Genomic DNA, 22,099 nt, shown 5'->3' on the forward strand with positions numbered 1-22,099 from the left:
TCACCCGGCGCAGCAGGAAAGCTGCTTCACATCCTTGTTGAAGGTCTGCGCCGCGAGCTTCAACCCCTCGACCATCGTCAGGTAGGGGAACAACTGGTCGGCCAGTTCCTGCACCGTCATGCGGTTGCGAATGGCCAGAGCCGCCGTCTGGATCAGTTCACCCGCTTCCGGCGCGACCGCCTGTACGCCGATCAGCCGATGGCTGCCTTCCTCGATAACCAACTTGATGAAGCCGCGTGTGTCGAAGTTGGCGAGCGCACGCGGCACGTTGTCCAAGGTCAAGGTGCGGCTGTCGGTCTCGATCCCGTCGTGGTGGGCTTCCGCCTCGCTGTAGCCCACGGTCGCCACTTGCGGATCGGTGAACACCACGGCCGGCATTGCGGTCAGGTCGAGCGCCGCATCGCCGCCGGTCATGTTGATCGCGGCACGGGTGCCGGCCGCTGCCGCCACATAGACGAACTGCGGCTGGTCGGTGCAGTCGCCGGCCGCGTAGATGTTCGGGTTGCTCGTGCGCATGCCTTGGTCGATGGCGATGGCACCTTGCGCATTGACAGTGACCCCCGCTGCGTCCAGCGCGAGGCTGCGCGTGTTCGGTGTCCGACCGGTGGCAACCAGCAGTTTGTCGGCGCGCAATTCACCGTGCGTGGTGGTCAGCACGAATTCACCGTCCATATGGGCGACCTGGCTGGCTTGCGTGTGCTCCAGCACCTCGATGCCCTCGGCACGGAAAGCGGCTGTCACCGCCTCGCCGATGGCCGGGTCTTCACGGAAGAACAAGGTATTGCGCGCCAGGACCGTGACCTTGCTGCCCAGCCGGGCAAAGGCTTGCGCCAGCTCCAGCGCCACCACCGACGAGCCGATTACGGCAAGGCGTTCGGGAATGGTGTCGCTCGCCAGGGCCTCGGTGGAAGTCCAGTAGGGTGACTCTTTCAAGCCCGGAATCGGCGGGACCGCCGGGCTGGCACCCGTGGCGACCAGGCAGCGGTCGAACATCACGACGCGCTCGCCACCCTCGTTCAAACGGACGGTAAGGCTCTGGTCGTCCTTGAAGCGCGCCTCACCGTGCACAACGGTGATGGCCGGATTACCGCCCAGGATGCCTTCGTACTTGGCGTGCCGCAGTTCGTCGACGCGGGCCTGCTGCTGGGCCAGCAGCTTACTGCGGTCAATCGTAGGCACAGTTGCCGCAATACCGCCATCGAACGGGCTTTCCCGGCGCAGATGGGCGATGTGGGCGGCGCGGATCATGATCTTGGACGGCACACAGCCGACATTGACGCAGGTGCCGCCGATGGTGCCGCGCTCGATCAGCGTGACCTGCGCGCCTTGCTCGACGGCTTTCAGCGCCGCCGCCATCGCGGCTCCACCGCTGCCAATGACCGCTACCTGCACCGGGGGCTCGTTGCCACTGTGCTTTTCGGCGGCGGCCATCCATCCCCGCACCTTGTCGAGCAGTCCGACGCGGTTGTCCGCCAGTGGCGCATCGGCTAGCGTTGCCTTGTAGCCCAGTCCGGCCACGGCGGCAGTCAGCGCGTCCGGCGATGTGCCCGGCACGATGGCGAGTTGCGCTGTGCCCTTCGGATAGGACACCAGCGCCGACTGCACGCCTGGCACTTTTTCCAGCGCTTCCTTGACGTGCGCCGCGCACGAGTCGCAAGTCATGCCGGTGATTTTTAGATGGGTCATGCAACAGATCCTTTATCGTTTGTGGCGCCAGACAATGACGTCCGTTGTGCTGCGGTGCCGTTTTCAGTGACTCACTGCTTGACGCTGGACGGATAGCCCGCGTCTGCGGTTGCCTTGGTCAGCTTCTGCACGCTGGTCTTGGCATCGTCGAAGGTGACGACCGCTTGGCGTGTCTCGAAAGTCACGTCAACTTTGCTGACGCCTTCGACCTTGGAAATCGCCTTCTTGACAGTGATCGGGCAGGCGGAGCAGGTCATGCCCGGTACGGACAGCGTGACGGTCTGGGTGGCGGCCCAGACGGGGGCAACAACGGCGGCGAGGGCGAGGGAGGCAAACAGTTTCTTCATGGTGAACTCCGATCAGTAGAAAAATGGCATGACGTAGGGAAATCCGAGCGCGACCAGAACCAGCGCGGCCACGATCCAGAAAATGAGCTTGTAAGTAGCTCGCACTTGGGGAATCGCGCAGACCTCACCCGGTTTGCAGGCCGCTGCCTGCCGGTAGATGCGCCGCCAGGCGAAGAACAACGCCACCAGCGCCACGCCGATAAAGATGGGGCGATAGGGTTCCAACACCGCCAAGTTGCCGATCCAAGCGCCGCTGAACCCCAAGGCGATCAGAACCAACGGCCCGAGGCAGCAAGCCGAGGCGAGGATGGCGGCAAGCCCTCCAGTGAAGAGCGCGCCGCGCCCGGTTTTTGGTTCAGACATGCGCTTGTCCTTTCGAATTGAAATTGGATAGCGTAACCTTACTTCCGTACTCATGTACGGAGTCAAGCGATATGGAAAACAATTTGGAGAACCTGACCATTGGCGTTTTCGCCAAGGCGGCCGGGGTCAATGTGGAGACCATCCGTTTCTATCAGCGCAAGGGCTTGTTGCTGGAGCCTGACAAGCCCTATGGCAGCATCCGCCGCTATGGCGAGGCGGATGTAACGCGGGTGCGCTTCGTGAAATCAGCCCAGCGGCTGGGCTTCAGCCTGGATGAGATCGCCGAGCTGCTGCGGCTGGAGGATGGCACCCATTGCGAGGAAGCCAGCAGTCTGGCCGAGCACAAGCTCAAGGACGTGCGCGAGAAAATGGCTGACCTGGCGCGCATGGAGGCCGTGCTGTCTGAGTTGGTGTGCGCCTGCCATGCGCGAAGGGGGAACGTTTCCTGCCCGCTGATCGCGTCACTACAGGGTGGAGCAAGCTTGGCAGGTTCGGCTATGCCTTAGCGTGCTTTATTTTCCGTTTTCTGAGACGACCCCTATTGGTCAAAAGCAAGCAGTACGTGTACTTTTCTTTGGCTATGCAGGTAGCTCGCAAATTACTTGTTTGCAGCTAATGGCAAAGAAGATTGCTGTAGCTCAGAGCACGTCGGGAGACGTTCCAGAGTCAGGTCTCGATGCGTTGAACCAGGATGGTGATTCTGTAGAAATGGCATTGGCGAGACAGTTGATAAACTCATGAGTTTACCCCCTCTCTGTATTCCAGAGAGGGGGTAACCACTCAGAACTTAATAGTTAGAGGTTCACTTTCTTTGGTAATGCTGGAGCAATAATCATACGATCGAGAGGCTTGTCTTTTCGCCATTCCATACCCTCTTCTTCAACCCATTAGGAAAGAGAGTCAGCATTAATCTCCGCACCGGCTTGAAGTGTGTACATGACCTCAGCTATTGCTTGATGGTAACCGCGTCTATATGCACCCTCTCGCTCGGGATCTGCCTGTCCTATGTCAGCACCTGGTCTTATTCCGCCTTCTAAGATTTCACTCAGATTCATTAAACACCCCATTCGTAGATTAAACAGAGGCTGAAAAGCCAAAATTAAGTTCTTATAGCTGGGCTTTTTCAGGTACATATTTGCAATAGATGAAGCATTTCGGTTGCAGAAGATATGTACCCCTAATGACTGAGTAGTTATAGCACTTAATCTGAAAATGCTAAGTGTGGGATGCGAATAAAGCCTCACCCCTACAAATAAAGTCTCATCCAATTTTTCTCAATCACTTAGCAACTGTGAGAACAGTGCCGTCCCCCCTGCGCAAGTTGACCGTTTCCCCGCTGCGCTCAACTGCAGGGATTTTCTCTATCAGTCCTAGTTCAATTCATCATCAGTCGAGGAGGAAGCTCTACCAGTGCGTCCATCGCGTGGATGAGACATGCTCCATGAATGAAATGGATAAGCCCGGCATCCTGTCCGGCTCTGATGACAACACCGGCGAACAAATGAGGGGCACCTGATAGGAAGACCGGAGATCCACTCAATCCGTCGATATCATCCACATGACTAAAATCAGTACGCATCGTAATCACAGCGTCAAAATCCTCGGGCGGTACTATGAAAGAATTCAAATCGAACGCTCTCATCAGCGCAGGAGGATTGCTGGCCATTATCTGACTATCGATCCGGAGAACCTTAAGATCACTACGCTCTTCAGGGCCAAAAACGGCTTCATAATCGAACGGTAGCGCCCAGTCATAGCCGGGAATAAATATTCGAAAATTCTCAATCGTGATGCCCATTTTCTCCCAAGTGTGACGGGCACAAACTACAAAAACCTTCCCCCTGTACTGGCAGATAAAGGCCGTCCCACTGCCGATGAACTGGTAATAGTCGTCGTCACATGCAATCGTCACCGGCCTAATGAAAGTTTTCATCGCTGAACCTAAGGTCATCGCAGTTTTCCCCCCGGGTGCAAATCGCTAACCACATCTTTCTCTCTATTAAATTCTTCTGCTTCGAAACCATATTGTTTGCTGCTGCTTAGGCTGAGCTTTGACAAGGTGTCCTCATTATTGCGCGAGGATTTCCTAATGCTGATTCCTGTCCTTCGTTCGCCCATCGTCTCTCGAAGGGCAATTCTTACTTCCTTGCTCATAAGCTCTTCCTTAGCTGGCTGCGTAAGTAACCAACCTTATGACCAGCTACAGGCGGCAGCGACAACATATCAAGGCAGTCGTGTACCTGAGCAGTTAAGCCCTGATCTTTATCCAAAGGGCGCCCAAGCAGCCCCAGAACCAGTAGTACGCTATGGTAGATATACGTTGGTCAGTACAGAGCCCAAAGCTGATCAACGGGATCTGATGAGTCAGATCGTTGATGTCACTATTCCTGACACATTGAGCCCCAATGTCCGGGATGCAATGAACTATGTTCTGAAGCGATCAGGATATGGTCTTTGTGCTGGGACTGGAAACATCAACATTCTTTACACGAGACCATTGCCGGCTTCTCAGTATCACCTTGGGCCAATGACCTTGCGCAATACTCTACAGATTCTGGCTGGCCCGGCTTGGCAGGTGCAGGTTGATGAAGTTACTCGTGGCGTTTGCTTTGTGCAGCGTCCAGGCTACGAGCATCCAACGACACCTGTAGTAAATAAGGTGCCAGCATCCAGCGGCAGTAGCTCTGTCTCTAGCTATGCTTTGCCATCAAGTACCTCTATTCACAAGGGAGGTACTAATGAGTAAACCTTCTTTTTTGTCCTTGCTTGGGATAGCTGTATTTCTGGGGCTAAGTGGCTTTGTTTTTGTTCAAAATAAACAATTGGAAGCACTAGCTGCCCGTGTCGATCAGGTAGATCCATCGAATCAGATAGAACAGTTTACTAGTCGTTTGGATGAAATAGAGTCATCTACCAAAGCGGTCAACTTTGAATTGCAAAAAGCGGTGCCTATGGCTGATTTCAATACCGCCATCAAGGCAACAAGCGCCCAGTTAGATAATATCCAGCGGCAATTAGAGGGAGCTAAACCGTCTGCTTCTCAAGAGGAGTTTCTTTCGCTGCAGGCGCGAGTAGAGAGTTTAGAAACTGACCTGCATGGGATGCAGAAGCGGATGATATTTGCTCAGAATCGTCCAGCGCCCACCTCTGCAGAGCGCAAAATTGCTATTGCACGGCAGAAGAAACCCATCGTGCTTGCTCCCCCTTTCCAGGTTATTGGGGTGGAGTCACGCGGAAGTGAACGGTTTCTAGCAATAGCTCCTTTTGGTAGTACACGCCTTGACGACATTCAGCTAATTCGGCCTGGTGATAGCTCTCAGCAATGGCAGCTAAAGAGCCTCGGTGACTCCACTGCAGAGTTCTTAGTTGGTGGTAACCAGCAAATTGTCAATTTGAGGTAGATCATGCGCTATTGCTTGATTGGCTTAAGCGCCCTATTAATCTGCTCACCTGGTTTTGCCCAGGAGCAGGTTCATTCGCAACAGACTAATAGTCAGATACGCGAAAGCGACCAGGCCGCTCTTGATGAAAAACAGGCGAAAGCCTGGGGTTTGACTGATCAGGAGTGGAAGCGCTATCAAAGCCTAATGCAAGGTCCTAGAGGGCTTTATTCACCAGGTTTGGATCCTTTAACGGCCCTTGGTATAGAAGCTCAAACGGAGCAGGAGCGACAGCATTATGCTGAGCTCCAGGCGCGTGCAGAGGCTCAGCGAGTCCAGAAAGAGCTTGCGTATCAGAATGCTTACGATGAAGCCGCTAAGCGCTTGGCTGGTAATACACTTCCTATAAATTTACCTCTTGATGAGCCCAGCTCACCTAAAGCGTCTCCCGTGACTACAAGCAGTAAATTAGCTCTGTTTGTAAAGGCAAATTGTCCCGCCTGTGATGCAAAAGCATTTGAATTGCAGCGCAGCGGCCAGGGATTCGATATCTATATGGTTGGCAGCCGAAATGATGACCAGGCGATAAGAAAGTGGGCTTTAGGCGCTGGAATCGATCCTAAGAAAGTTAAATCTCAAGTTATAACTCTCAACCATGATCGTGGCCGATGGATGAGTATTGGTGGGCAAGGAGATCTGCCAGCTCTTGTTTCCAAGGTAAATGGCCAATGGCAGCGTCAATAGGGATTAGGGTCACGGTGATGTGGCTGCTCTCTGTAGGCCTAGTTTCTGGTCCAGCCTGCGCCTTAGAGATGCCACCTCCTGCATATGTCCTCGCGGCGTATACGGCGGGCATTCCTTCTCCTGTGCTGTATTCAGTCGCATTGCAAGAGAGCGGCACAAAAATCAGAGGCAGGCTTATACCCTGGCCTTGGACGCTTAATGTTGCAGGAGAATCTTTTCGTTTCGCAAATCGTGGTTCTGCCTGTACAGCATTACTTATTGCCATTCACGAAGCGGGAGCCAAGCGAGTCGATGCAGGTATAGGCCAAGTCAACATCGGCTGGAACGGGCATCGTTTTCAGTCTCCTTGTGATGCCCTAGACCCCTATAAGAATTTAGCTGCGACTGCAGACATCCTCAAAGAACAATACGTTGTGACAGGAAACTGGATTGAAGCGGCGGGTCGTTATCATCGTCCGGCAGGAGGCGCTCCTGCTGCTCGCTACCGCGCAGCTTTCACAGCCCATCTTAAGAGGGTTCTGGGCAACTCTCCTAATACCTTGTTGGCATCCAACCCATGAACCCTATCCTACGTTTTTCTCAAACTGCGTTTTTTTTACTAATGGTCTCCTTTACATCTCAGGCCGCTCTTCAAGTAATAGAGGATAGAGGTGGTACTCCTGCGGCGCCCTACTACGAGAGTTTGAATCCCCAGCTTAGCCTTGACGCCGATGGTATGCAGTTACCCAGCCGGCCAGCCAAACGGTATACCGAGGCAGAGATGCTTCCGGTCCGTTCTCCTTCTCTTAGTCCTGGAAAAGTAGAAAGCCGGACTATTAATGCCCCAGGTTTAGTTCCCGTTTTCCTTATCGGTGATGATCCTATTTCCCGGCGTTGGTTGGCTGTGCGAGGCGAGATACTTCGAAAGCTGAATGCGGTTGGCTTAGTAGTGAATGTTGAGACCGCTTCAGAGCTTGCTGGTCTTCGTAAAGCGGCTTCCGGACTCCAGCTCTCTCCCGCTTCTGGAGAGGATTTGGCTAATCGCTTGCACTTAGAGCATTACCCCGTACTTCTAACACCAACCAGCATGGAGCAATAGCAACATGGCCAAGAAGCATGCGGTCGAGACCTTGCTAAGACCCATGGTAGAGCTTTATACCGTAGCAGCCTGCCTTATTGCCGCCTATCTTTGCATAGCTGCGCCCTGGGCAGTTGCATTGACTCCTTTCTTTGGGCTAATGGCTGCCCTTTTCTTCTTAGGGTTCGGATGGATTCGTCTACGTGATGCACTAATAGTATGGCGGTACCGTCGCAATATTCGACGGTTGCCGCGTTATGTTATGACGAGTAAGGAGGTTCCAGTCAGCCATCAGCGCTTGTTCATTGGTTTAGGCTTTCGCTGGGAGCAAAAACATACACAGCGACTTATGCAGACCTACCGTCCCGAGTTTCGGGATTATGTAGAGCCTACAGCTTTGTACCGGTTCGCACGGCGACTAGAAGAACGGATGGAATATGCGCCGTTTCCACTTTCTCTTGTCACGCGAGCGACGCGGTTTGATAGTTTTTTAAACCCCGTCCGTCCTCTACCTCCGGTAGGCGGCTCGCCGCGTATCCACGGTATTGAGCCTGATGAAGGTGAGGTATCGCTTCCTCTGGGTGAGCGAGTAGGACATACCCTAGTCCTAGGGACTACTCGGGTAGGCAAAACACGATTAGCCGAACTCTTCATCACCCAAGACATTCGGCGTGGTGAGGTTACGATCGTTTTTGATCCTAAGGGTGACGCAGACCTGTTAAAGCGGATGTATGTTGAGGCTAAGCGTGCCGGGCGAGAAAATGAGTTTTATATCTTCCATCTGGGCTGGGCGGATCACTCTGCTCGCTATAACGCTGTGGGCCGATTCGGAAGGATTTCTGAGGTGGCCAGCCGGATTTCTGGCCAGCTGTCAGGAGAAGGAAATAGTGCTGCCTTTAGAGAGTTTGCTTGGCGTTTCGTCAATATCATTGCTCGTGCGCTTGTCCAGCTAGGTCAACGACCGGACTACATGAAGATTCAGCAGCATGTGATAAACATCGAAGCACTCTTTATGGAATATGCCAATTATTATTTTGGTAAGCATGATCCAAATGCTTGGGAAAAAATTATTGCTATCGAGGGCAAGCTTAACGATAAAAATATCCCCTTCAACATGAAGGGAAAGCCTTTTAGGGTAGTAGCAATCGATCAGTACCTTTCGCAAATACGTATTTTTGACCCAGTGATGGACGGTCTCAAAAGCGCGGTGCGCTATGACAAGACCTACTTCGACAAGATTGTTGCTTCTCTCCTCCCTCTGCTTGAAAAGCTTACTACGGGGAGAATGGCTGAGCTTATTTCGCCCAATTATCAGGACCTTGATGATCCTCGTCCCATCTTTGACTGGATGCAGGTTGTTAGAAAGCGCGCCATTGTTTATGTCGGTCTGGATGCGCTATCTGATGCTGAGGTTGCCGCTGCAGTAGGCAACTCAATGTTTGCTGACCTTGTTTCTGTAGCTGGCCATATTTACAAGTACGGTGTTGACGATGGTTTACCTGGAGCTGTGCCTGGCCAAAAGGTTCCGATTAACCTGCACGCTGACGAGTTCAATGAGCTGATGGGGGATGAGTTTATTCCTATGATCAACAAGGGCGGCGGCGCTGGAGTACAGGTAACAGCGTATACACAAACCGCTAGCGACATTGAGGCCAAAATTGGTAATCGAGCTAAGGCTGGTCAAGTAATCGGTAATTTCAACAACTTGTTTATGTTACGAGTACGAGAGACTGCCACGGCTGAGCTATTGACCAATCAGTTACCAAAAGTAGATGTGTACACCACAACCTTGGTTAGTGGGGCCACTGACAGCTCCGATCCACATGGTAATACGGCGTTTACCTCCAACACTCAAGATCGAGTGAGCTCAACCAGCGTTCCATTGATTGAGCCAGCTAATATCGTCGCTCTGCCAAAGGGCCAAGCGTTTGCTCTAATTGAAGGCGGTAATCTTTGGAAGATACGCATGCCCTTGCCTGCAGCAGATTCCGATGAGGTCATGCCCAAGGATATGCAGGAGCTCGCTGACTACATGCGCACCCATTACGTTGATGGTGGGGACTGGTGGGAAAGTTCGAGCATGCAAGCTTTACACGATACGGACCTGCCACCTGACCTCCTAGATGATGTCGATCACTCAAGTTCTAATAATCCGGCAATAACAGCAGAACATCTCAAAGAACCAATCTTGCCTGTACCTGTATTTCAGGCATCAAGCCAGGAAGCTCAATCATGAATACTCCCTTGAATGGACATCACTGCCCTACCCGTGAAGAGCTCCGTTATATAGGCATAAAGTCAAAACAAAGAGAAATAGCTACCCCATCTCATGCATTGTTGATTGCTTTATCGCAGGCTCAAACGGGGCTTATGGATGCTGAGACTCTCTATGTCTATGCCAAGCATGTTGGGCTAGAACCTGAATGGGACCAAAGCCATCATAACTTTTGGGTTCAGGATCCCAATGCGGGGGTGCTGCTGATTTGTTGCGAGCTGACAAGGTCAACAGTTCATTAAGTGTTGTGGGCCACAACACCTCCTGTACTGAGTCAGATGACATGATGAGAAATCTATTTTCCGCAGAAGCTCTCCTGAAAGGGCTGAGCGTCCCGCTAAAGGAATGCTTATATGGCTGACGTAGCTACAACAGCACAGCGGGAGCAGGTCCGTGAGCAGGGCCTGATCGGTAAGACGATGATGCTGCCTTTCCACTTCTTAGGGGTCATGTTTGGCTCGCTCATGGCCGGTATCCTTATTGAGTGGGTCGGTCTCTATTTCTTCTGGCCTGAGGCTGGATGGCATCATGCTCAGTCAATGCTTCACTATGAGCTTGGCTGGTTATCAAGCAATTTTACAAATAGCGTAATTATCCAGGAACCTGGTCGAACGGCTACTTGGTTAGTCTCCCAGGTCTATGATTTTGGGTTTGTGAAGACAGGCATTACTCAATGGATTAATGAGCAATCAACCCAAGCCCACACTCAATCGGTGCACGATTCAGGGTTCAAACAGGCGATAGGCTCCGCAATGGTTTATGTTGAAGACTATGGCCTTGCTACGGTCTATACGGTGCTTACCTTCCTGGTGCGCCTAGTGATTCTAGTCCTGACCGTACCTCTGTTTCTGATGGCAGTGTCTGTTGGGTTCATCGATGGATTAGTCAGGCGAGATCTGCGCCGGTTTGGTGCTGGTCTTGAGTCTGGGTTTGTTTATCACCGGGCGAAGGCAACGATTACCCCTTTGGCTGTCATTCCTTGGATCGCTTACCTGTCGTTGCCAATCAGTATTAGTCCGATCTTTGTTCTTTTGCCATGTGCGGCGTTACTAGGTATCGCAGTTAGCATTACAGCAGGAAGCTTCAAAAAATATCTCTAGCTGCGAGTCATAAATGTGTAAGTCAACGAGTACTCACGTGGAAATACGAATTCAAGAATCCCAAGGCAGCCTTGAAATAATCAAGGTGTCAAAAAAAAGTAAATACCGAAACGACACGCACTACTTATTGATTAGCACTGAGATAAAGTCATACCTGATCAACTCAGAGCTAAATAGCTCACAGCAGGAGACAATTGAAGTCCGTGCCACTTACTTAGGTGGTTCAGGCAGCAGCTTAAATCCTGGACAACATGTCGGTACGATGGGCGGTAAAATGGATAGCTATAGCCCAAAGGTTCGGCTCACCAATGGTAGCGTCATGATTGAGAAAGGCATGCAAGGGCTACACATTGGCACCTACCTTTTTCATAAGATAGTTAGCTGGGCGCAACAGTTTGACTCTAACTATCCAATCGTTCCTATCTCAGTAATCAAAGGAGATGCTGAAGGTAAGAATGGTATTCGTCGTAATAAGCTATACGAAAACTCAGGTATACGTTTCATTTGGGATGGCCCAGAGGGCGTAGAAGGTAAATCTGACCCAGACCTGAAGGTTAAGGATCTCATTGCCTATGCACATTGGCCAAATATTGAAAAGGATTATAGGTTCAGAGGGCTTGACCTTTCATGGCAGGAACTTGCTACGTTACGCGAGAACGTTCGTCATCTTAGACATTCGAATCGCCGTTATAGACTTACTTACGAAACTATTGAAAAGCGACTATGGGCCATAGCAAGTTTCTTGAATTGGCCCGCTTATGCTGTAGCGATTTTTATTGGTATGGCTATCGGCAGTGCGGTTTGTAAATGGCATGGCATTTAGTCAGGTTAAGGAAATATTTTCTACAAAAATTTATTTTCGCTAATGAGCAAAATAAAAGGATGGGTGTCAAATAGCCACTACCATTAGGGTCATTAGTGGGGATACTGTGGCTTATACAAAAAAGAATTTAATAGTCGCGTTTATCAACGATTTTCGTATGATGTTCATAAAGCAACGCAGGCCAGACGTGCTTTTGGACTTTAGCGGGGATCCCAGGCGTTTAGCTGAGGCAGTAAGGAAAGGGAAAAAAAATTTTTTACGTTTTAGCTACTTGTTTGCTGAGTCTGAAGTAGATGACTTACAAGATGCCTATTATACGTTGCTCATTACGGGGCATGAGCTAGCTCATTGGATAAACAAACATAACGAGCATGTTGATGCGGGTCCAATAGACAGTCAAGCCATTGAGTGCTTTGCTGATTTTACTGGCACTATTCTAGCTATTTTAGCTGCCACGTGGTGTCACGAAGTTAGTCGAATCCTTGATGATCTTTTTGAATCTCATCCCTATAAAGATGCTCCTGTAGATGTCAGAGCCGTCGAAGTTGGGCTAGCTATCCGGAGGCTTTACAAAGAAGTTTATTTGAAGGCTGGTGACGATGATCGATACCCTCCTCCTATGTTCCGTAGATCTACGGTGATGAGTACCGCAACACATGCTTTCGTTCGTAGATTTCCTCATTATCAACATGAGGAAAGCTGGACGTATCTAAACTACTACATAATGAAAGCAATTGAGAATGAGGATGAACTCGACATTATCGGGCTAGATGAGGCTGCTCAAGAAGAGCTAATTCAACGCTGTGCAAGAGTTCATGCCCGCCTACAGGGCAACGATGATGCTATCTTAAGTGGCCTGAAAGAAGAGTTTAGACGGTTTATAAGATTTTCTTACGTTTCAGAGGAAATACTAGATACCGTCGGACTTCCTCCAAGCCCAGTCGATCACATAAAAGACGATCGAGAGGCCTTGTTGAGAATGCTTGAACTTGCCAGAGTGGGTAGATGACTTAACACTCAAGAGCAGAAATGCCTATCTTGAAGTATCTACAATAAATATGGCTTCACTTAAGCCATATTTATTCTTATTAAAAAAATATGGTCCTTTCCTGATCTAGTTTGTTTGCGGTATTTCCCCCTATGTCTTGGCAACCTAGCCTCACTCGGTAACGCCAGGACACTCGACAATGTCGAACGCTCGCCTCTTGAGCAGCAACCCTCTACTGCTCTGCTCCTTTCTATACGTACTCAGTACAGGCTTTAACCTGGCATGTGCTGAAGGCACAGCTTCCGAACAAACTAATCTCGAACTAATGCTTCGCCAGCTTGAATCCGTTGAGCGTGTAGCCAAGCAAAGTAGCTCGGTTCCTGAGAGGGAAGGCGCTCGATATCACTTCGACTATGAGCGTTTGCAGAAAGACCTAGAACTAATCCATCAAGGTATCAAATCTCATCTCTCACCATCGCGTGCTCAGCCAAGAGATCCAGGACAGCTATCTGGCCATTACACCCGTACAGGAGGTCCGATGCCATGAGCATGACCGCAGCGCAACAAGCTGCTTTTAAAGGTAACTCCGGCCTGACCCCTACAGACTTCAGCACGGTTTTCCTAGGTGGTGTTATGGCCCTCCTTCTTCTCTGGGGCGTCTGGGCCATGATTGTTGCTTACAAGGGATGGGCCTCTAGGAAGCTCACCACTGAAAAGTTTGCCGGTCTGGTAGGCCGGTTTTTGATGCTCTACCTCGTAGTTGGATTCGTTGTTTTAGCGAAAACTAAAAGCGGCTCCTGAGGGCTTTAAATGCTGTTGATATATCCATCAAACCATGCCTAAGGAGGCATACCATGAAAACGAGCATGCTCGCTCCAGCCCGTAATATCCGGAGTCGTTTCTCAAGTGGCTATACCCGCTTCGGCCTAGCGTTGATGTCCGGCCTAGCTGCCGTTAACCCTGCATTTGCTGCGATGCCCACCTCTGAGGCTCCTACCAAAGGTGAAGGCTCCAACATGATGACAACTATCAAAAACTACGGTTTTGATGCCATCACTATCTTAGCTTTGGCGTTGGCTGCAGGTGCATTTTTAGCTGTCGCTTACCACGCTAATGGCGTCTACGCCGGTATTCACACTAAGAAAAACACGTGGGGTGACTTTGGCCTTTGTGTTGGTGTGGGGGGAGCACTACTAGTTGTCATTATTTGGTTGCTAACCAAAGCAACCGACATCATGACCTGATCCCGCTCTTCGCTTATTTCCCCCTATCGCTGACTGGAGATTTCGATGGATGCCCCTTCTCAGAACATTACGTTGTTGCCTGACGGTACGGTGAACTTCCTACCGGTTCGTCTAAACAGGCAGCCAATTATTGTGCTGGGACTGACAGCAGACGAAATGTTTGCTACTGCAGCTATCTCAGCGGTAGTGGGGATTCTTCTAGGGATTCCCATGGCCTTCTTATTCAAAGCATTTGCCATGTTGCCTACGATGCTGCTGCTCTGCATTGCCGTTGGTGTGTTTACCGGTGGAAGGCTGCTTCGTCGTCTCAAGCGGGGCCGACCAGAAACGTGGCTTTATCGGGAAATGCAATGGCGTCTGGTTAATCGGTTTCCCTCCCTAACAACCTGGCTTGGGGGTAAGGAGCTGATAAATCGCTCGGGTCTCTGGAGTCATCGCAGAGGTCATTCGCTGTGAGCCGCTTTAAGAATGAAGTTGCCCGTCTTGAGGCGCATGTTAAATCTCTACGCGTTGGTCTAGGCGTAATGTCAATAGTAACGCTAGCTGCATGTTATGGCTGGTGGAGCGCGCCTCGTGATCTAACTGTCCATAACCCTCCAGATCTAAGGTCTGGAAGCACCCGCAAATGGTGGGAAATTCCGCCTGAGAGTGTTTATGCCTTTGGCTTCTACATTTTCCAGCAGCTAAATCGTTGGCCAAGCGATGGTGAGAAGGACTATGCCTCCAATATTTACCGTTACCAAGCCTACTTGACTCCAAGCTGTCGAGCCTTCCTAGAAGCAGATGCCAAGCTTCGCCAAGACAACGGGGAACTACGGCGTAGGGCTCGTGCTGTGTCGGAGATTCCTGGTCGAGGATACGGAGATGATCCGGAATTTCGGGTAAAGGTTTTGGCTGACGGTGATTGGCTTGTGAACCTGGACCTTGAGGCAGATGAATTTTTCGGCTCTGAGCGGGTAAAGCGCGCCTTCGCTCGTTATCCGTTACACGTGGTGCGTTTCGATGTTGATCCTGAAAAAAATCCTTATGGGATGGCATTGGATTGTTATCACAGCGCACCTGAGAGGATTCAAGCACTGACTAAAGCCGCTGCAGAAGAAGACAGAGCTTCTAGCTCGTTGGGGGGGCTGTAAATGAATTTCGGATTCCGCTTAAGCCTAGCAGCGTTAACGCTCGTCCTAACAACGCAGGTTGCAAATGCTGTCGAGATCGTACGCTGGGAGCGGTTACCTCTAGCCGTCCCGCTTGTTGTTGGTCAAGAGCGCATCATCTTCGTAGACCAAAATGTGCGTGTCGGTGTACCTAATACTATTAAGGAAAACTTGCGGGTTCAAAGCACCGGAGGAGCAATTTATCTTAAGGCGGATAAAGCGATTGAGCCTACTCGCCTACAGCTGCAGGTGGTTAACACCGGTGAAATTATTTTGGTTGATATCATGGCTAAGGATGCTGATAAAAATCAGGCCGTCTTAGAGCCCGTCAAGATCGTACAGGGTGAGTCACCAAGTAAACACTACGGCCAAACAAATGCGGAACTAACCTCTGAAGAAGAGGAGACTGATGAGGCCGTTGAGAATAACGCGCCGGTTAGAGAGACGCCGGTCCCTGTCGTATTAACCCGCTATGCTGCACAAAATCTTTATGCGCCTCTACGAACTGTGGAGCCAGTCGATGGGGTTTCAGTTGTAAACCTTAGTCGACATCTGGACCTCTCTACATTGCTACCAAGTCAGCCCATCCAAGCCCAGGCGTTAGCCGCTTGGAGGCTCGATGATTTTTATGTAACCGCCATAAAGCTTCGCAATCTTTCTGCCCAGCTGATTGTACTCGACCCACGGGAGCTGCAAGGCAATTTCGCAACGGCAACTTTTCAGCACAATACTTTAGGAAATAGAGGCACATCTGCGGACACCACTGTCGTGTACTTAGTTACGCAAGGGCAGCCACTAGCAAACGCTTTATTTCCCGCTATTAGCCCCATTGACCCGCAAGGTAATTTGGAGGCTCGCCATGAAAAGTAACGGCTTACTTAAATGGATTTTATTGCTCATCATCATTGCCGTTGGTGTTGTCTCGGTGAAAGGCTGCAACCAGGAGAAGATTGCAGTTGAGGATAAGCCCTCGGCAAGCTTAACACCTGACGAACTCAAGGCACTGGGTGTAGAAGGAGATACGTCTCATGACACCATGGCAACGCTTGTTGCTCAGTACAAAGCACTGCGGACTGATCTTCAGACTCAGCTAAAACAAAACGAGGCTCAAGCTGAAGAGAATAAGCGACTACGTGCTAGAGAAGCTGAAATTGATCAGCGTATTGCTCAAGGCGTAAAAGGTGAGCGTGACAGACTGCAGCAAACCGCCAATGAGGTTGAGCGTGATAAGGCTGAGACTCGCACTCTCCTAGATCAGCTAAAGCAGCAGTTGGCCAATAATAGCCTTACCAGAGACATGCCAGTTGACTTAGGCCTTGAAGAAGGCGATGGGAAAAAGTTTGCTGGATCCAGCGACGGTGTTACCTGGATCGACCCACAGGATGGTCAGGCTGTAGATGCTCAGGGTAAGGCGGTAAGCGCAAGCACGGGTCAAAAGGTATCGGGTACGGTCTTCCCGACAAGCTTTGGTGAGGCCACTGATCGGGCGCAAACCAAGCTTGGCAATGCTCAGGAAAGCATGCTTCCTAGTGACAACACGTCAAAGAAAAAGAAAGTTAAGCCTGTATATACCCTCCCACAGAACTCCACGCTGATGGGGTCTGTAGCAATGACGGCATTGGTAGGTCGCGTGCCAGTGGACGGAACTGTTAACGATCCCTATCCGTTTAAAGTCTTGATTGGGCCGGACAACCTTACAGCAAACGGTATCGACTTGCCTGATGTTGCCGGTGCGGTTGTCAGCGGTACGGCGTCTGGAGACTGGACCTTGTCATGTGTGCGTGGCCAGGTGAAAAGCATCACCTTTGTCTTCAACGACGGCACAATTCGAACGCTGCCAAGGCCTGAGGATGCTGAGAACATGAAGACTAGCAGCAATAATACTCGCACTTCTGATGCCAATAATGAGCAAATTCAGGGGGGGTTAGGATGGATTAGCGATTCCTATGGCATCCCTTGTATTACAGGCGAACGGCGCAGTAATGCAAAGCAATATATAGGTTCACAAGCGCTAATTACAGCGGCGGGTGCAGGTGTTGCGACGTTACTTAACAATAGTGATGACAGTTCAAGCTCTTCCGTTATTACCAGTGGTGGTACGACCCTAGGTACCCAATCCATGACAGGCAATCAGGCAGTAGGAAGCATATTGTCTAGCGGCGTTAAAGATGTATCTGAGTGGGTGAACAAGCTCTACGGGCAGGCTTTCGCGGCTATCTACGTCAAGCCAGGTGCCCAGGTAGCCATCCACCTCGACCAAGAGCTTGCTATCGATTACGAGATCAAGGGCCGCAAAGTTAAGTACGGATCAGGAGTGCCTCATGTCTCACGCTTGGACTAAGTCTTTGGTAAGCCTTGCTTTGCTTGGAGTACTCGCGGGCTGCTCTACAAATAAGGATGAGCTGATGCCCCATGGCGGTAACACCATGATGGACATCTGGAATCAGGGTACGGGCGGCTCAGCTGGGAGCAGTAGTGAACGTCGAGTAATTGATGCTCGCCAAACTCTACGTCGTCCACTTACAGCCGATGCTCTAGGAAGTACTGGCAGCCTAAGCGAAAACGTCCAGTACACTCGTACTGCCCAGAACGAGATTTATAGCCAGTTCAAGCGTCTGCCCAATCCTGACTTGGTCATGTACGTGTATCCACATTTGGCTGGTAGTGAGCCGGCTCCAATTCCTGGCTATAGCACCGTATTTCCGCTTTATCAGCGTGTGCAATACGCCATGCCTGGTGAGCGCACGGAGGATTATTGATGAACAGCCTTTCTAACTTTTCGCTGTTTAAACACTTCCGTAACAAAGCGGTCTCTGAAAAAGTTGTTGAGGAACCACAGGATGCTTGGGAGGCCCATGTTAACCACCTAGCAGAACATGGTATCCCGGAGCCGGGCTCAGTCCTTGACAGCCGAGAGGTTCCGCCTACTCGTGCTGAAATTAACACCGCTCATGAGGTATCACCCTCTTTCGTTAAAAGGCTGCCATGGGTTGAGTTTCTGCATGAGTCACAATGCATGCTGCTTGAGGATAACGAGTCGGTTGCGGCCTTTTATGATCTTACGCCAGTGGGTACTGAAGGCCGGGAATCCGACTGGTTGCGTAATGTGCGTGACGCGCTCGAAAATGCTCTGCAGGATAGTTTTGACGAGTTAGAAGATAGCCCTTGGGTCGTTCAGTTCTATGCTCAGGATGAGACAAATTGGGATGGCTATATGGATAGCCTTCGACAATACATTAAGCCTCGTGCCCAAGGCACCCCTTTTACTGAGCATTATCTGCGTTTCTTTGCCCATCATCTCAAAGCCATTGCTAAGCCTGGCGGTCTTTTTGAAGATACAACTATCTCTAAATTACCTTGGAGAGGACAGCAACGCCGGGTTCGTATGGTCATATATCGGTGGGCCAAAGGTGGATCTGGTCGGCGTGGTCAGAGCTCAGAGCAGGCTCTTAATACAATGTGTGATCGCCTTATTGGTGGCATGGCTAATGCTGGGGTCGTCGCAAAGCGCATGGAGGGAGCTGAGATCCATGACTGGCTGTTACGCTGGTTTAATCCAGATCCCAAGCACATACAGGACAAAGATGAGTTCTATCGTTTAACTTCCTATCCTGAAGTCACTCCACCCGATGAGTTGGAGCTAGCTAGTGGTACTGACTTTTCAGAACGGCTGTTCTTTAGTCAGCCTCGCTCTAACAGCCAGGAAGGCGTTTGGCTGTTTGATGCCATGCCACATAGAGTGGTAATGGTTGATCGGCTACGCACACCTCCGTCAACGGGACATCTAACAGGTGAAACCCGTAAAGGTGGGGATGCCATCAATGCGATGTTTGACCAGCTACCGGAGGACACTTGCCTCTGTATTACTATGCTGGTAACCCCGCAAGATATCCTTGAGGCCAAGCTCAACCATCTTGGCAAGAAATCAGTAGGTGAGACGCTTTCATCTGAGCAAGCCCGACAGGACATTCAATCAGCTCGAAGCATTATCGGTAGTGCTCACAAGCTTTATCAAGGCAGTGTTGCCTTCTATATCCGTGGGAAAGATACCAAGGAACTGGATTCACGCAGTCTACAGCTCAACAATGTCCTGCTCAATAATGGTATCCAGCCGGTACGCGATGAGGACGAGGTTGCACCTCTTAATAGTTACTTACGCTGGTTGCCGTGCTGCTTTGACCCAAGTGTAAAAAATGCCGGCTGGTATACCCAGCTCATGTTTGCCCAGCACATTGCCAATCTGGCACCTGTGTGGGGCCGTAGTCAGGGGACTGGAAATCCTGGAATAACTCTTTTTAATCGTGGCGGTGGCACTATTACTTTCGACCCACTCAATGGGTTGGACCGCCAGATGAATGCACATTTGTTTCTGTTTGGACCTACTGGTTCCGGTAAGTCTGCAACCTTGAACTACCTTCTGAATCAAGTTACTGCGATCTATCGGCCACGGCTGTTTATCGTTGAAGCCGGCAACAGTTTTGGTCTCTATGCAGACTTCTGTAAACGCTTAGGGCTTACAGTCAATCGAGTAAAACTTGCTCCCGGCGCGGGAGTTAGCCTGGCACCGTTTGCTGACGCCTGGCGACTGGTAGAAACACCTTCTCAAGTCATGACTGTGAATCCTGAACTAGATGACGAGGATGATAGCGTAGAGGCCTCAGCTCGCTCGATCACGGCAGTTGATGAGGAAGAAGAAAAGCGGGACGTATTGGGTGAATTAGAGATTATTGCCCGACTGATGATTACGGGAGGCGAGGTTGAAGAAGAGAAGCGCCTAACTCGCGCCGATAGATCTCGGATTCGTAAATGTATTATCGATGCAGCCCATGTCTGCGTAGCTGAAAACAGAACAGTCCTTACGCGGGACGTTCGCGATGCTATCCGTCGTGAAGCTGAGAACACTTCGAACGATATCACTAAAGGTCGTTTGCTCGACATGGCTGATGCTATGGGGATTTTCTGTCAAGGAACTGACGGTGCCATGTTTGACAGGGACGGCTCGCCTTGGCCTGAAGCAGATGTAACTATCGTTGACCTTGCGACATATGCGCGAGAAGGCTACAGCGCTCAGCTATCCATCAGCTATATCTCTTTGATTAATACGGTCAACAACATTGCTGAGCGTGACCAAATGTTGGGACGGCCCATTATTAATGTGACGGATGAAGGTCACATTATAACTAAGAACCCTCTTCTCTCACCGTATGTGGTAAAGATCACCAAAATGTGGCGGAAGCTAGGCGCCTGGTTTTGGCTAGCGACCCAGAACGTTGATGACTTACCTAAAGCAGCTGAACCAATGCTCAACATGATCGAGTGGTGGATCTGCTTGAGTATGCCGCCGGATGAGGTGGGTAAGATTGCTAGATTCCGAGAGCTTAATGATGCTCAAAAGGCATTGATGCTTTCAGCTCGTAAAGAGAAAAACAAATTTGCTGAAGGCGTGGTGCTTTCCAAATCTATGGAGTTGCTCTTCCGGACCGTACCTCCAAGTCTTTATCTAGCGATGGCTATGACCGAACCTGAAGAAAAGAATGAACGCTTCCGGCTGATGCAGGAGCATGGAATTGAAGAGCTAGACGCAGCGATTATGGTCGCCGAGCGAATCGACCAGGCTCGCGGTATTGCCTTGCTTGACCGAGGTGCTATGGCAGCAAAATCGGTTATTGGAGCTTCTCAACAAAAGGAAATCACTGCATGAGTCGTGCCCTGGATAACCTCACTAGTTGCTTGATTGATGACCTGGTCCAGCTTATGACCAATCACCCTGTCGCAGCACAGCGATCACTGGAGATTAGTGCTCCGGTTCTGATTGAATCACTTAAGCAGATAAAACTATGGGCTGTTGACCGGCGAGACATACAAAGCTCACTGAGCCAGCACTTAGGCGTCTGGCTTAAGCAATATCCTCAACCCAAAGAAGCCGCGCAAGAACTTTTGAATATTTCTATATCGGTTTGTCCAGTCCAGCCATTCAAAGTTGGTGGTCAATGAGGAGCCGCTGGTTATTAGGTATCGTAAGCTTTTTACTGGCAAACAGTGGGTTTGCAGCTACAGGGAGCGCAGCTTGGGAACTAGGTCCTACCCAAGCTCGCTACAGCATCACCTTGTATGGCGACCTGGAGTGTCCATTTTGTAAGGACTACTTTCCACAGATTAGCAAATGGATCGCTAGTCAATCTGATGTGAATTTGCGCTGGCAGCACTTGCCTTTAAGTGCTCACGAGCCTATGGCCAGTCGTGAGGCGCAATATGCAGAATGTGCTGGCAAGCTGGGCGGCAACCAGAGCTTTTGGAAGGCAACGCAAATGATCTATGCCCAGACACAGGGCAATGGCTCTGGTATCCCTAAAGGCCTACCTGTGATTGCAGATATAGATCACTCTGCGATGAGAGAGTGTATGGCTGACGAAAATATCCAGTCAGAGATTCAAAAGCAGGTGCTAGCTGCACAACGCAAGGGAATCAATGCAACTCCGAGTCTAGTGGTAACTGATCATAAAACAGAGCGTGATGTTCTACTGACCGGGCCTGCGGACGAGAATGTACTCTTATCTGCTTTGGACGCGCTCGCTGTGACCGATGCGACTCAGATGTTTAAATAAAGTAAAAATCCACTTTCTCAGGCAGGCTTAGGCGCGCACTTACCATGGCTAATCTAAGCGAGTCATGGGGCGATTCATCGTCAGCATCAATCGGTCCGCGCTGGCCGTTTGCCCAGGTTAAAATGAATCGGTTGTGTATTGCCCATGCTGCCTTAAGTCCACCAATAACTTTCGGACTTGGAATAAGCATATCCCTTTCGAAATACGATTTTCAGCGCATAGAATGTTATGAATCAAGAAAATGCCTGCTAAATGGCATCATTTCCATGTGATGAGTAAACCTTTATTTTCAGCTGACGGAATAGGATACAGCGCATCAATCAAACAAAATTCAAT

At 50.5% G+C, this 22,099-nt stretch carries 27 protein-coding genes and 1 pseudogene; 23 read left to right on the forward strand and 5 right to left on the reverse strand.

Going from position 1 to position 22,099, the window contains the following annotated elements:
• The 3 genes from merA to merT form a co-directional block, all read right to left on the reverse strand.
• Complete coding sequence (gene merA, locus AC4LF3_RS24350) at positions 1-1,686, reverse strand: mercury(II) reductase (RefSeq protein ID WP_003158917.1); 1,686 nt, start codon at positions 1,684-1,686, stop codon at positions 1-3.
• 71 nt (positions 1,687-1,757) lie between these two features.
• Positions 1,758-2,033 carry a mercury resistance system periplasmic binding protein MerP gene (gene merP, locus AC4LF3_RS24355; RefSeq protein WP_003131987.1) on the reverse strand — a complete coding sequence of 92 codons (276 nt, stop codon included), beginning with the start codon at positions 2,031-2,033 and terminating at the stop codon, positions 1,758-1,760.
• A 12-nt stretch (positions 2,034-2,045) separates the two neighbouring features.
• Positions 2,046-2,396: a mercuric ion transporter MerT gene (gene merT, locus AC4LF3_RS24360; RefSeq protein ID WP_003131974.1), complete on the reverse strand. Its 351-nt coding sequence runs from the start codon at positions 2,394-2,396 to the stop codon at positions 2,046-2,048.
• A 71-nt stretch (positions 2,397-2,467) separates the two neighbouring features.
• Between merT and merR the strand changes: the two genes are divergently transcribed.
• Both merR and AC4LF3_RS24370 read left to right on the forward strand, forming a co-directional pair.
• A complete protein-coding gene (merR, locus tag AC4LF3_RS24365) occupies positions 2,468-2,902 on the forward strand; it encodes a mercury resistance transcriptional regulator MerR (protein WP_003131969.1) in 435 nt (144 codons plus the stop codon).
• Between the two features lie 34 nt (positions 2,903-2,936).
• Positions 2,937-3,137 (forward strand): annotated as a pseudogene (locus AC4LF3_RS24370) (helicase-related protein); the annotation flags it as partial.
• 634 nt (positions 3,138-3,771) lie between these two features.
• On the opposite strand, the gene AC4LF3_RS24375 reads toward AC4LF3_RS24370, so the two are convergent.
• Positions 3,772-4,329, reverse strand: coding sequence for a hypothetical protein (locus AC4LF3_RS24375; RefSeq protein WP_146766030.1), 558 nt, complete (start codon positions 4,327-4,329; stop codon positions 3,772-3,774).
• Between the two features lie 14 nt (positions 4,330-4,343).
• Positions 4,344-4,550 (reverse strand): hypothetical protein, encoded by a 207-nt coding sequence (locus AC4LF3_RS24380; RefSeq protein ID WP_181591830.1) that lies wholly within the window; start codon positions 4,548-4,550, stop codon positions 4,344-4,346.
• 205 nt (positions 4,551-4,755) lie between these two features.
• Between AC4LF3_RS24380 and pilL2 the strand changes: the two genes are divergently transcribed.
• The 21 genes from pilL2 to AC4LF3_RS24485 all read left to right on the forward strand — a co-directional run bounded on the left by pilL2 (position 4,756) and on the right by AC4LF3_RS24485 (position 21,763).
• Positions 4,756-5,142, forward strand: coding sequence for a PFGI-1 class ICE element type IV pilus protein PilL2 (gene pilL2, locus AC4LF3_RS24385; RefSeq protein WP_404628439.1), 387 nt, complete (start codon positions 4,756-4,758; stop codon positions 5,140-5,142).
• On the forward strand, positions 5,135-5,797 hold the full coding sequence (locus AC4LF3_RS24390) for a hypothetical protein (protein ID WP_112297575.1): 663 nt from the start codon (positions 5,135-5,137) through the stop codon (positions 5,795-5,797). The genes pilL2 and AC4LF3_RS24390 overlap by 8 nt, the downstream gene beginning before the upstream one ends.
• 3 nt (positions 5,798-5,800) lie before the next feature.
• Positions 5,801-6,520, forward strand: a complete 720-nt coding sequence (locus AC4LF3_RS24395; protein WP_112297576.1) for a TIGR03759 family integrating conjugative element protein — start codon at positions 5,801-5,803, stop codon at positions 6,518-6,520.
• Positions 6,505-7,080, forward strand: coding sequence for a lysozyme family protein (locus AC4LF3_RS24400; RefSeq protein WP_404628438.1), 576 nt, complete (start codon positions 6,505-6,507; stop codon positions 7,078-7,080). The genes AC4LF3_RS24395 and AC4LF3_RS24400 overlap by 16 nt, the downstream gene beginning before the upstream one ends.
• Positions 7,081-7,121: 41 nt before the next feature.
• Positions 7,122-7,598 carry an integrating conjugative element protein gene (locus AC4LF3_RS24405; protein WP_245960690.1) on the forward strand — a complete coding sequence of 159 codons (477 nt, stop codon included), beginning with the start codon at positions 7,122-7,124 and terminating at the stop codon, positions 7,596-7,598.
• A gap of 4 nt (positions 7,599-7,602) precedes the next feature.
• Positions 7,603-9,813: a type IV conjugative transfer system coupling protein TraD gene (gene traD, locus AC4LF3_RS24410; RefSeq protein ID WP_112297578.1), complete on the forward strand. Its 2,211-nt coding sequence runs from the start codon at positions 7,603-7,605 to the stop codon at positions 9,811-9,813.
• Positions 9,810-10,094: a hypothetical protein gene (locus AC4LF3_RS24415; protein ID WP_112297579.1), complete on the forward strand. Its 285-nt coding sequence runs from the start codon at positions 9,810-9,812 to the stop codon at positions 10,092-10,094. Before traD ends, AC4LF3_RS24415 begins: the two co-directional genes overlap by 4 nt.
• A 111-nt stretch (positions 10,095-10,205) precedes the next feature.
• Positions 10,206-10,952: a TIGR03747 family integrating conjugative element membrane protein gene (locus AC4LF3_RS24420; RefSeq protein WP_112297580.1), complete on the forward strand. Its 747-nt coding sequence runs from the start codon at positions 10,206-10,208 to the stop codon at positions 10,950-10,952.
• Between the two features lie 37 nt (positions 10,953-10,989).
• Positions 10,990-11,775 carry a hypothetical protein gene (locus tag AC4LF3_RS24425; protein WP_146766031.1) on the forward strand — a complete coding sequence of 262 codons (786 nt, stop codon included), beginning with the start codon at positions 10,990-10,992 and terminating at the stop codon, positions 11,773-11,775.
• A gap of 106 nt (positions 11,776-11,881) precedes the next feature.
• Positions 11,882-12,784 carry a hypothetical protein gene (locus AC4LF3_RS24430; protein WP_146766032.1) on the forward strand — a complete coding sequence of 301 codons (903 nt, stop codon included), beginning with the start codon at positions 11,882-11,884 and terminating at the stop codon, positions 12,782-12,784.
• 178 nt (positions 12,785-12,962) lie between these two features.
• On the forward strand, positions 12,963-13,310 hold the full coding sequence (locus tag AC4LF3_RS24435) for an integrative conjugative element protein, RAQPRD family (RefSeq protein WP_112297583.1): 348 nt from the start codon (positions 12,963-12,965) through the stop codon (positions 13,308-13,310).
• The gene (locus AC4LF3_RS24440; RefSeq protein ID WP_245960687.1) at positions 13,307-13,564 is read left to right on the forward strand and encodes a TIGR03758 family integrating conjugative element protein; all 258 of its coding nucleotides are present in this window, start codon (positions 13,307-13,309) and stop codon (positions 13,562-13,564) included. Before AC4LF3_RS24435 ends, AC4LF3_RS24440 begins: the two co-directional genes overlap by 4 nt.
• 53 nt (positions 13,565-13,617) lie before the next feature.
• The gene (locus tag AC4LF3_RS24445; protein ID WP_245960688.1) at positions 13,618-14,007 is read left to right on the forward strand and encodes a TIGR03745 family integrating conjugative element membrane protein; all 390 of its coding nucleotides are present in this window, start codon (positions 13,618-13,620) and stop codon (positions 14,005-14,007) included.
• Between the two features lie 45 nt (positions 14,008-14,052).
• Positions 14,053-14,463, forward strand: coding sequence for a TIGR03750 family conjugal transfer protein (locus tag AC4LF3_RS24450; protein WP_112297584.1), 411 nt, complete (start codon positions 14,053-14,055; stop codon positions 14,461-14,463).
• Positions 14,460-15,140: a PFL_4703 family integrating conjugative element protein gene (locus AC4LF3_RS24455; RefSeq protein ID WP_112297585.1), complete on the forward strand. Its 681-nt coding sequence runs from the start codon at positions 14,460-14,462 to the stop codon at positions 15,138-15,140. Before AC4LF3_RS24450 ends, AC4LF3_RS24455 begins: the two co-directional genes overlap by 4 nt.
• Positions 15,141-16,028 (forward strand): TIGR03749 family integrating conjugative element protein, encoded by an 888-nt coding sequence (locus AC4LF3_RS24460; protein ID WP_112297586.1) that lies wholly within the window; start codon positions 15,141-15,143, stop codon positions 16,026-16,028.
• A complete protein-coding gene (locus AC4LF3_RS24465) occupies positions 16,018-17,499 on the forward strand; it encodes a TIGR03752 family integrating conjugative element protein (RefSeq protein WP_112297587.1) in 1,482 nt (493 codons plus the stop codon). Before AC4LF3_RS24460 ends, AC4LF3_RS24465 begins: the two co-directional genes overlap by 11 nt.
• Positions 17,480-17,917 (forward strand): TIGR03751 family conjugal transfer lipoprotein, encoded by a 438-nt coding sequence (locus tag AC4LF3_RS24470; protein ID WP_112297588.1) that lies wholly within the window; start codon positions 17,480-17,482, stop codon positions 17,915-17,917. Before AC4LF3_RS24465 ends, AC4LF3_RS24470 begins: the two co-directional genes overlap by 20 nt.
• Positions 17,917-20,859, forward strand: coding sequence for a conjugative transfer ATPase (locus AC4LF3_RS24475; RefSeq protein WP_112297589.1), 2,943 nt, complete (start codon positions 17,917-17,919; stop codon positions 20,857-20,859). Before AC4LF3_RS24470 ends, AC4LF3_RS24475 begins: the two co-directional genes overlap by 1 nt.
• A complete protein-coding gene (locus AC4LF3_RS24480; RefSeq protein WP_112297590.1) occupies positions 20,856-21,152 on the forward strand; it encodes a hypothetical protein in 297 nt (98 codons plus the stop codon). Before AC4LF3_RS24475 ends, AC4LF3_RS24480 begins: the two co-directional genes overlap by 4 nt.
• Entirely contained in the window at positions 21,149-21,763 is a 615-nt protein-coding gene (locus AC4LF3_RS24485; RefSeq protein WP_112297591.1) for a DsbA family protein, read from the forward strand. Before AC4LF3_RS24480 ends, AC4LF3_RS24485 begins: the two co-directional genes overlap by 4 nt.
• Positions 21,764-22,099: the final 336 nt, after the last annotated feature.

It is taken from the genome of Pseudomonas sp. C2.3V, from assembly GCF_058536325.1.

What these genes read in the sequence shown, in the direction of transcription:
- AC4LF3_RS24400 (WP_404628438.1), top strand. Translation starts at nt 6,505, where the DNA reads ATGGCAGCGTCAATAGGGATTAGGGTCACGGTGATGTGGCTGCTCTCT.
- pilL2 (WP_404628439.1), top strand. Translation starts at nt 4,756, where the DNA reads ATGAGTCAGATCGTTGATGTCACTATTCCTGACACATTGAGCCCCAAT.
- AC4LF3_RS24420 (WP_112297580.1), top strand. Translation starts at nt 10,206, where the DNA reads ATGGCTGACGTAGCTACAACAGCACAGCGGGAGCAGGTCCGTGAGCAG.
- AC4LF3_RS24405 (WP_245960690.1), top strand. Translation starts at nt 7,122, where the DNA reads ATGGTCTCCTTTACATCTCAGGCCGCTCTTCAAGTAATAGAGGATAGA.
- AC4LF3_RS24460 (WP_112297586.1), top strand. Translation starts at nt 15,141, where the DNA reads ATGAATTTCGGATTCCGCTTAAGCCTAGCAGCGTTAACGCTCGTCCTA.
- AC4LF3_RS24475 (WP_112297589.1), top strand. Translation starts at nt 17,917, where the DNA reads ATGAACAGCCTTTCTAACTTTTCGCTGTTTAAACACTTCCGTAACAAA.
- AC4LF3_RS24450 (WP_112297584.1), top strand. Translation starts at nt 14,053, where the DNA reads ATGGATGCCCCTTCTCAGAACATTACGTTGTTGCCTGACGGTACGGTG.
- AC4LF3_RS24435 (WP_112297583.1), top strand. Translation starts at nt 12,963, where the DNA reads ATGTCGAACGCTCGCCTCTTGAGCAGCAACCCTCTACTGCTCTGCTCC.
- AC4LF3_RS24390 (WP_112297575.1), top strand. Translation starts at nt 5,135, where the DNA reads ATGAGTAAACCTTCTTTTTTGTCCTTGCTTGGGATAGCTGTATTTCTG.
- AC4LF3_RS24445 (WP_245960688.1), top strand. Translation starts at nt 13,618, where the DNA reads ATGAAAACGAGCATGCTCGCTCCAGCCCGTAATATCCGGAGTCGTTTC.
- AC4LF3_RS24375 (WP_146766030.1), bottom strand. Translation starts at nt 4,329, where the DNA reads ATGAAAACTTTCATTAGGCCGGTGACGATTGCATGTGACGACGACTAT.
- merT (WP_003131974.1), bottom strand. Translation starts at nt 2,396, where the DNA reads ATGTCTGAACCAAAAACCGGGCGCGGCGCGCTCTTCACTGGAGGGCTT.
- AC4LF3_RS24485 (WP_112297591.1), top strand. Translation starts at nt 21,149, where the DNA reads ATGAGGAGCCGCTGGTTATTAGGTATCGTAAGCTTTTTACTGGCAAAC.
- AC4LF3_RS24395 (WP_112297576.1), top strand. Translation starts at nt 5,801, where the DNA reads ATGCGCTATTGCTTGATTGGCTTAAGCGCCCTATTAATCTGCTCACCT.
- merA (WP_003158917.1), bottom strand. Translation starts at nt 1,686, where the DNA reads ATGACCCATCTAAAAATCACCGGCATGACTTGCGACTCGTGCGCGGCG.
- merP (WP_003131987.1), bottom strand. Translation starts at nt 2,033, where the DNA reads ATGAAGAAACTGTTTGCCTCCCTCGCCCTCGCCGCCGTTGTTGCCCCC.
- AC4LF3_RS24415 (WP_112297579.1), top strand. Translation starts at nt 9,810, where the DNA reads ATGAATACTCCCTTGAATGGACATCACTGCCCTACCCGTGAAGAGCTC.
- AC4LF3_RS24465 (WP_112297587.1), top strand. Translation starts at nt 16,018, where the DNA reads ATGAAAAGTAACGGCTTACTTAAATGGATTTTATTGCTCATCATCATT.
- merR (WP_003131969.1), top strand. Translation starts at nt 2,468, where the DNA reads ATGGAAAACAATTTGGAGAACCTGACCATTGGCGTTTTCGCCAAGGCG.
- AC4LF3_RS24480 (WP_112297590.1), top strand. Translation starts at nt 20,856, where the DNA reads ATGAGTCGTGCCCTGGATAACCTCACTAGTTGCTTGATTGATGACCTG.
- AC4LF3_RS24380 (WP_181591830.1), bottom strand. Translation starts at nt 4,550, where the DNA reads ATGAGCAAGGAAGTAAGAATTGCCCTTCGAGAGACGATGGGCGAACGA.
- traD (WP_112297578.1), top strand. Translation starts at nt 7,603, where the DNA reads ATGGCCAAGAAGCATGCGGTCGAGACCTTGCTAAGACCCATGGTAGAG.
- AC4LF3_RS24440 (WP_245960687.1), top strand. Translation starts at nt 13,307, where the DNA reads ATGAGCATGACCGCAGCGCAACAAGCTGCTTTTAAAGGTAACTCCGGC.
- AC4LF3_RS24470 (WP_112297588.1), top strand. Translation starts at nt 17,480, where the DNA reads ATGTCTCACGCTTGGACTAAGTCTTTGGTAAGCCTTGCTTTGCTTGGA.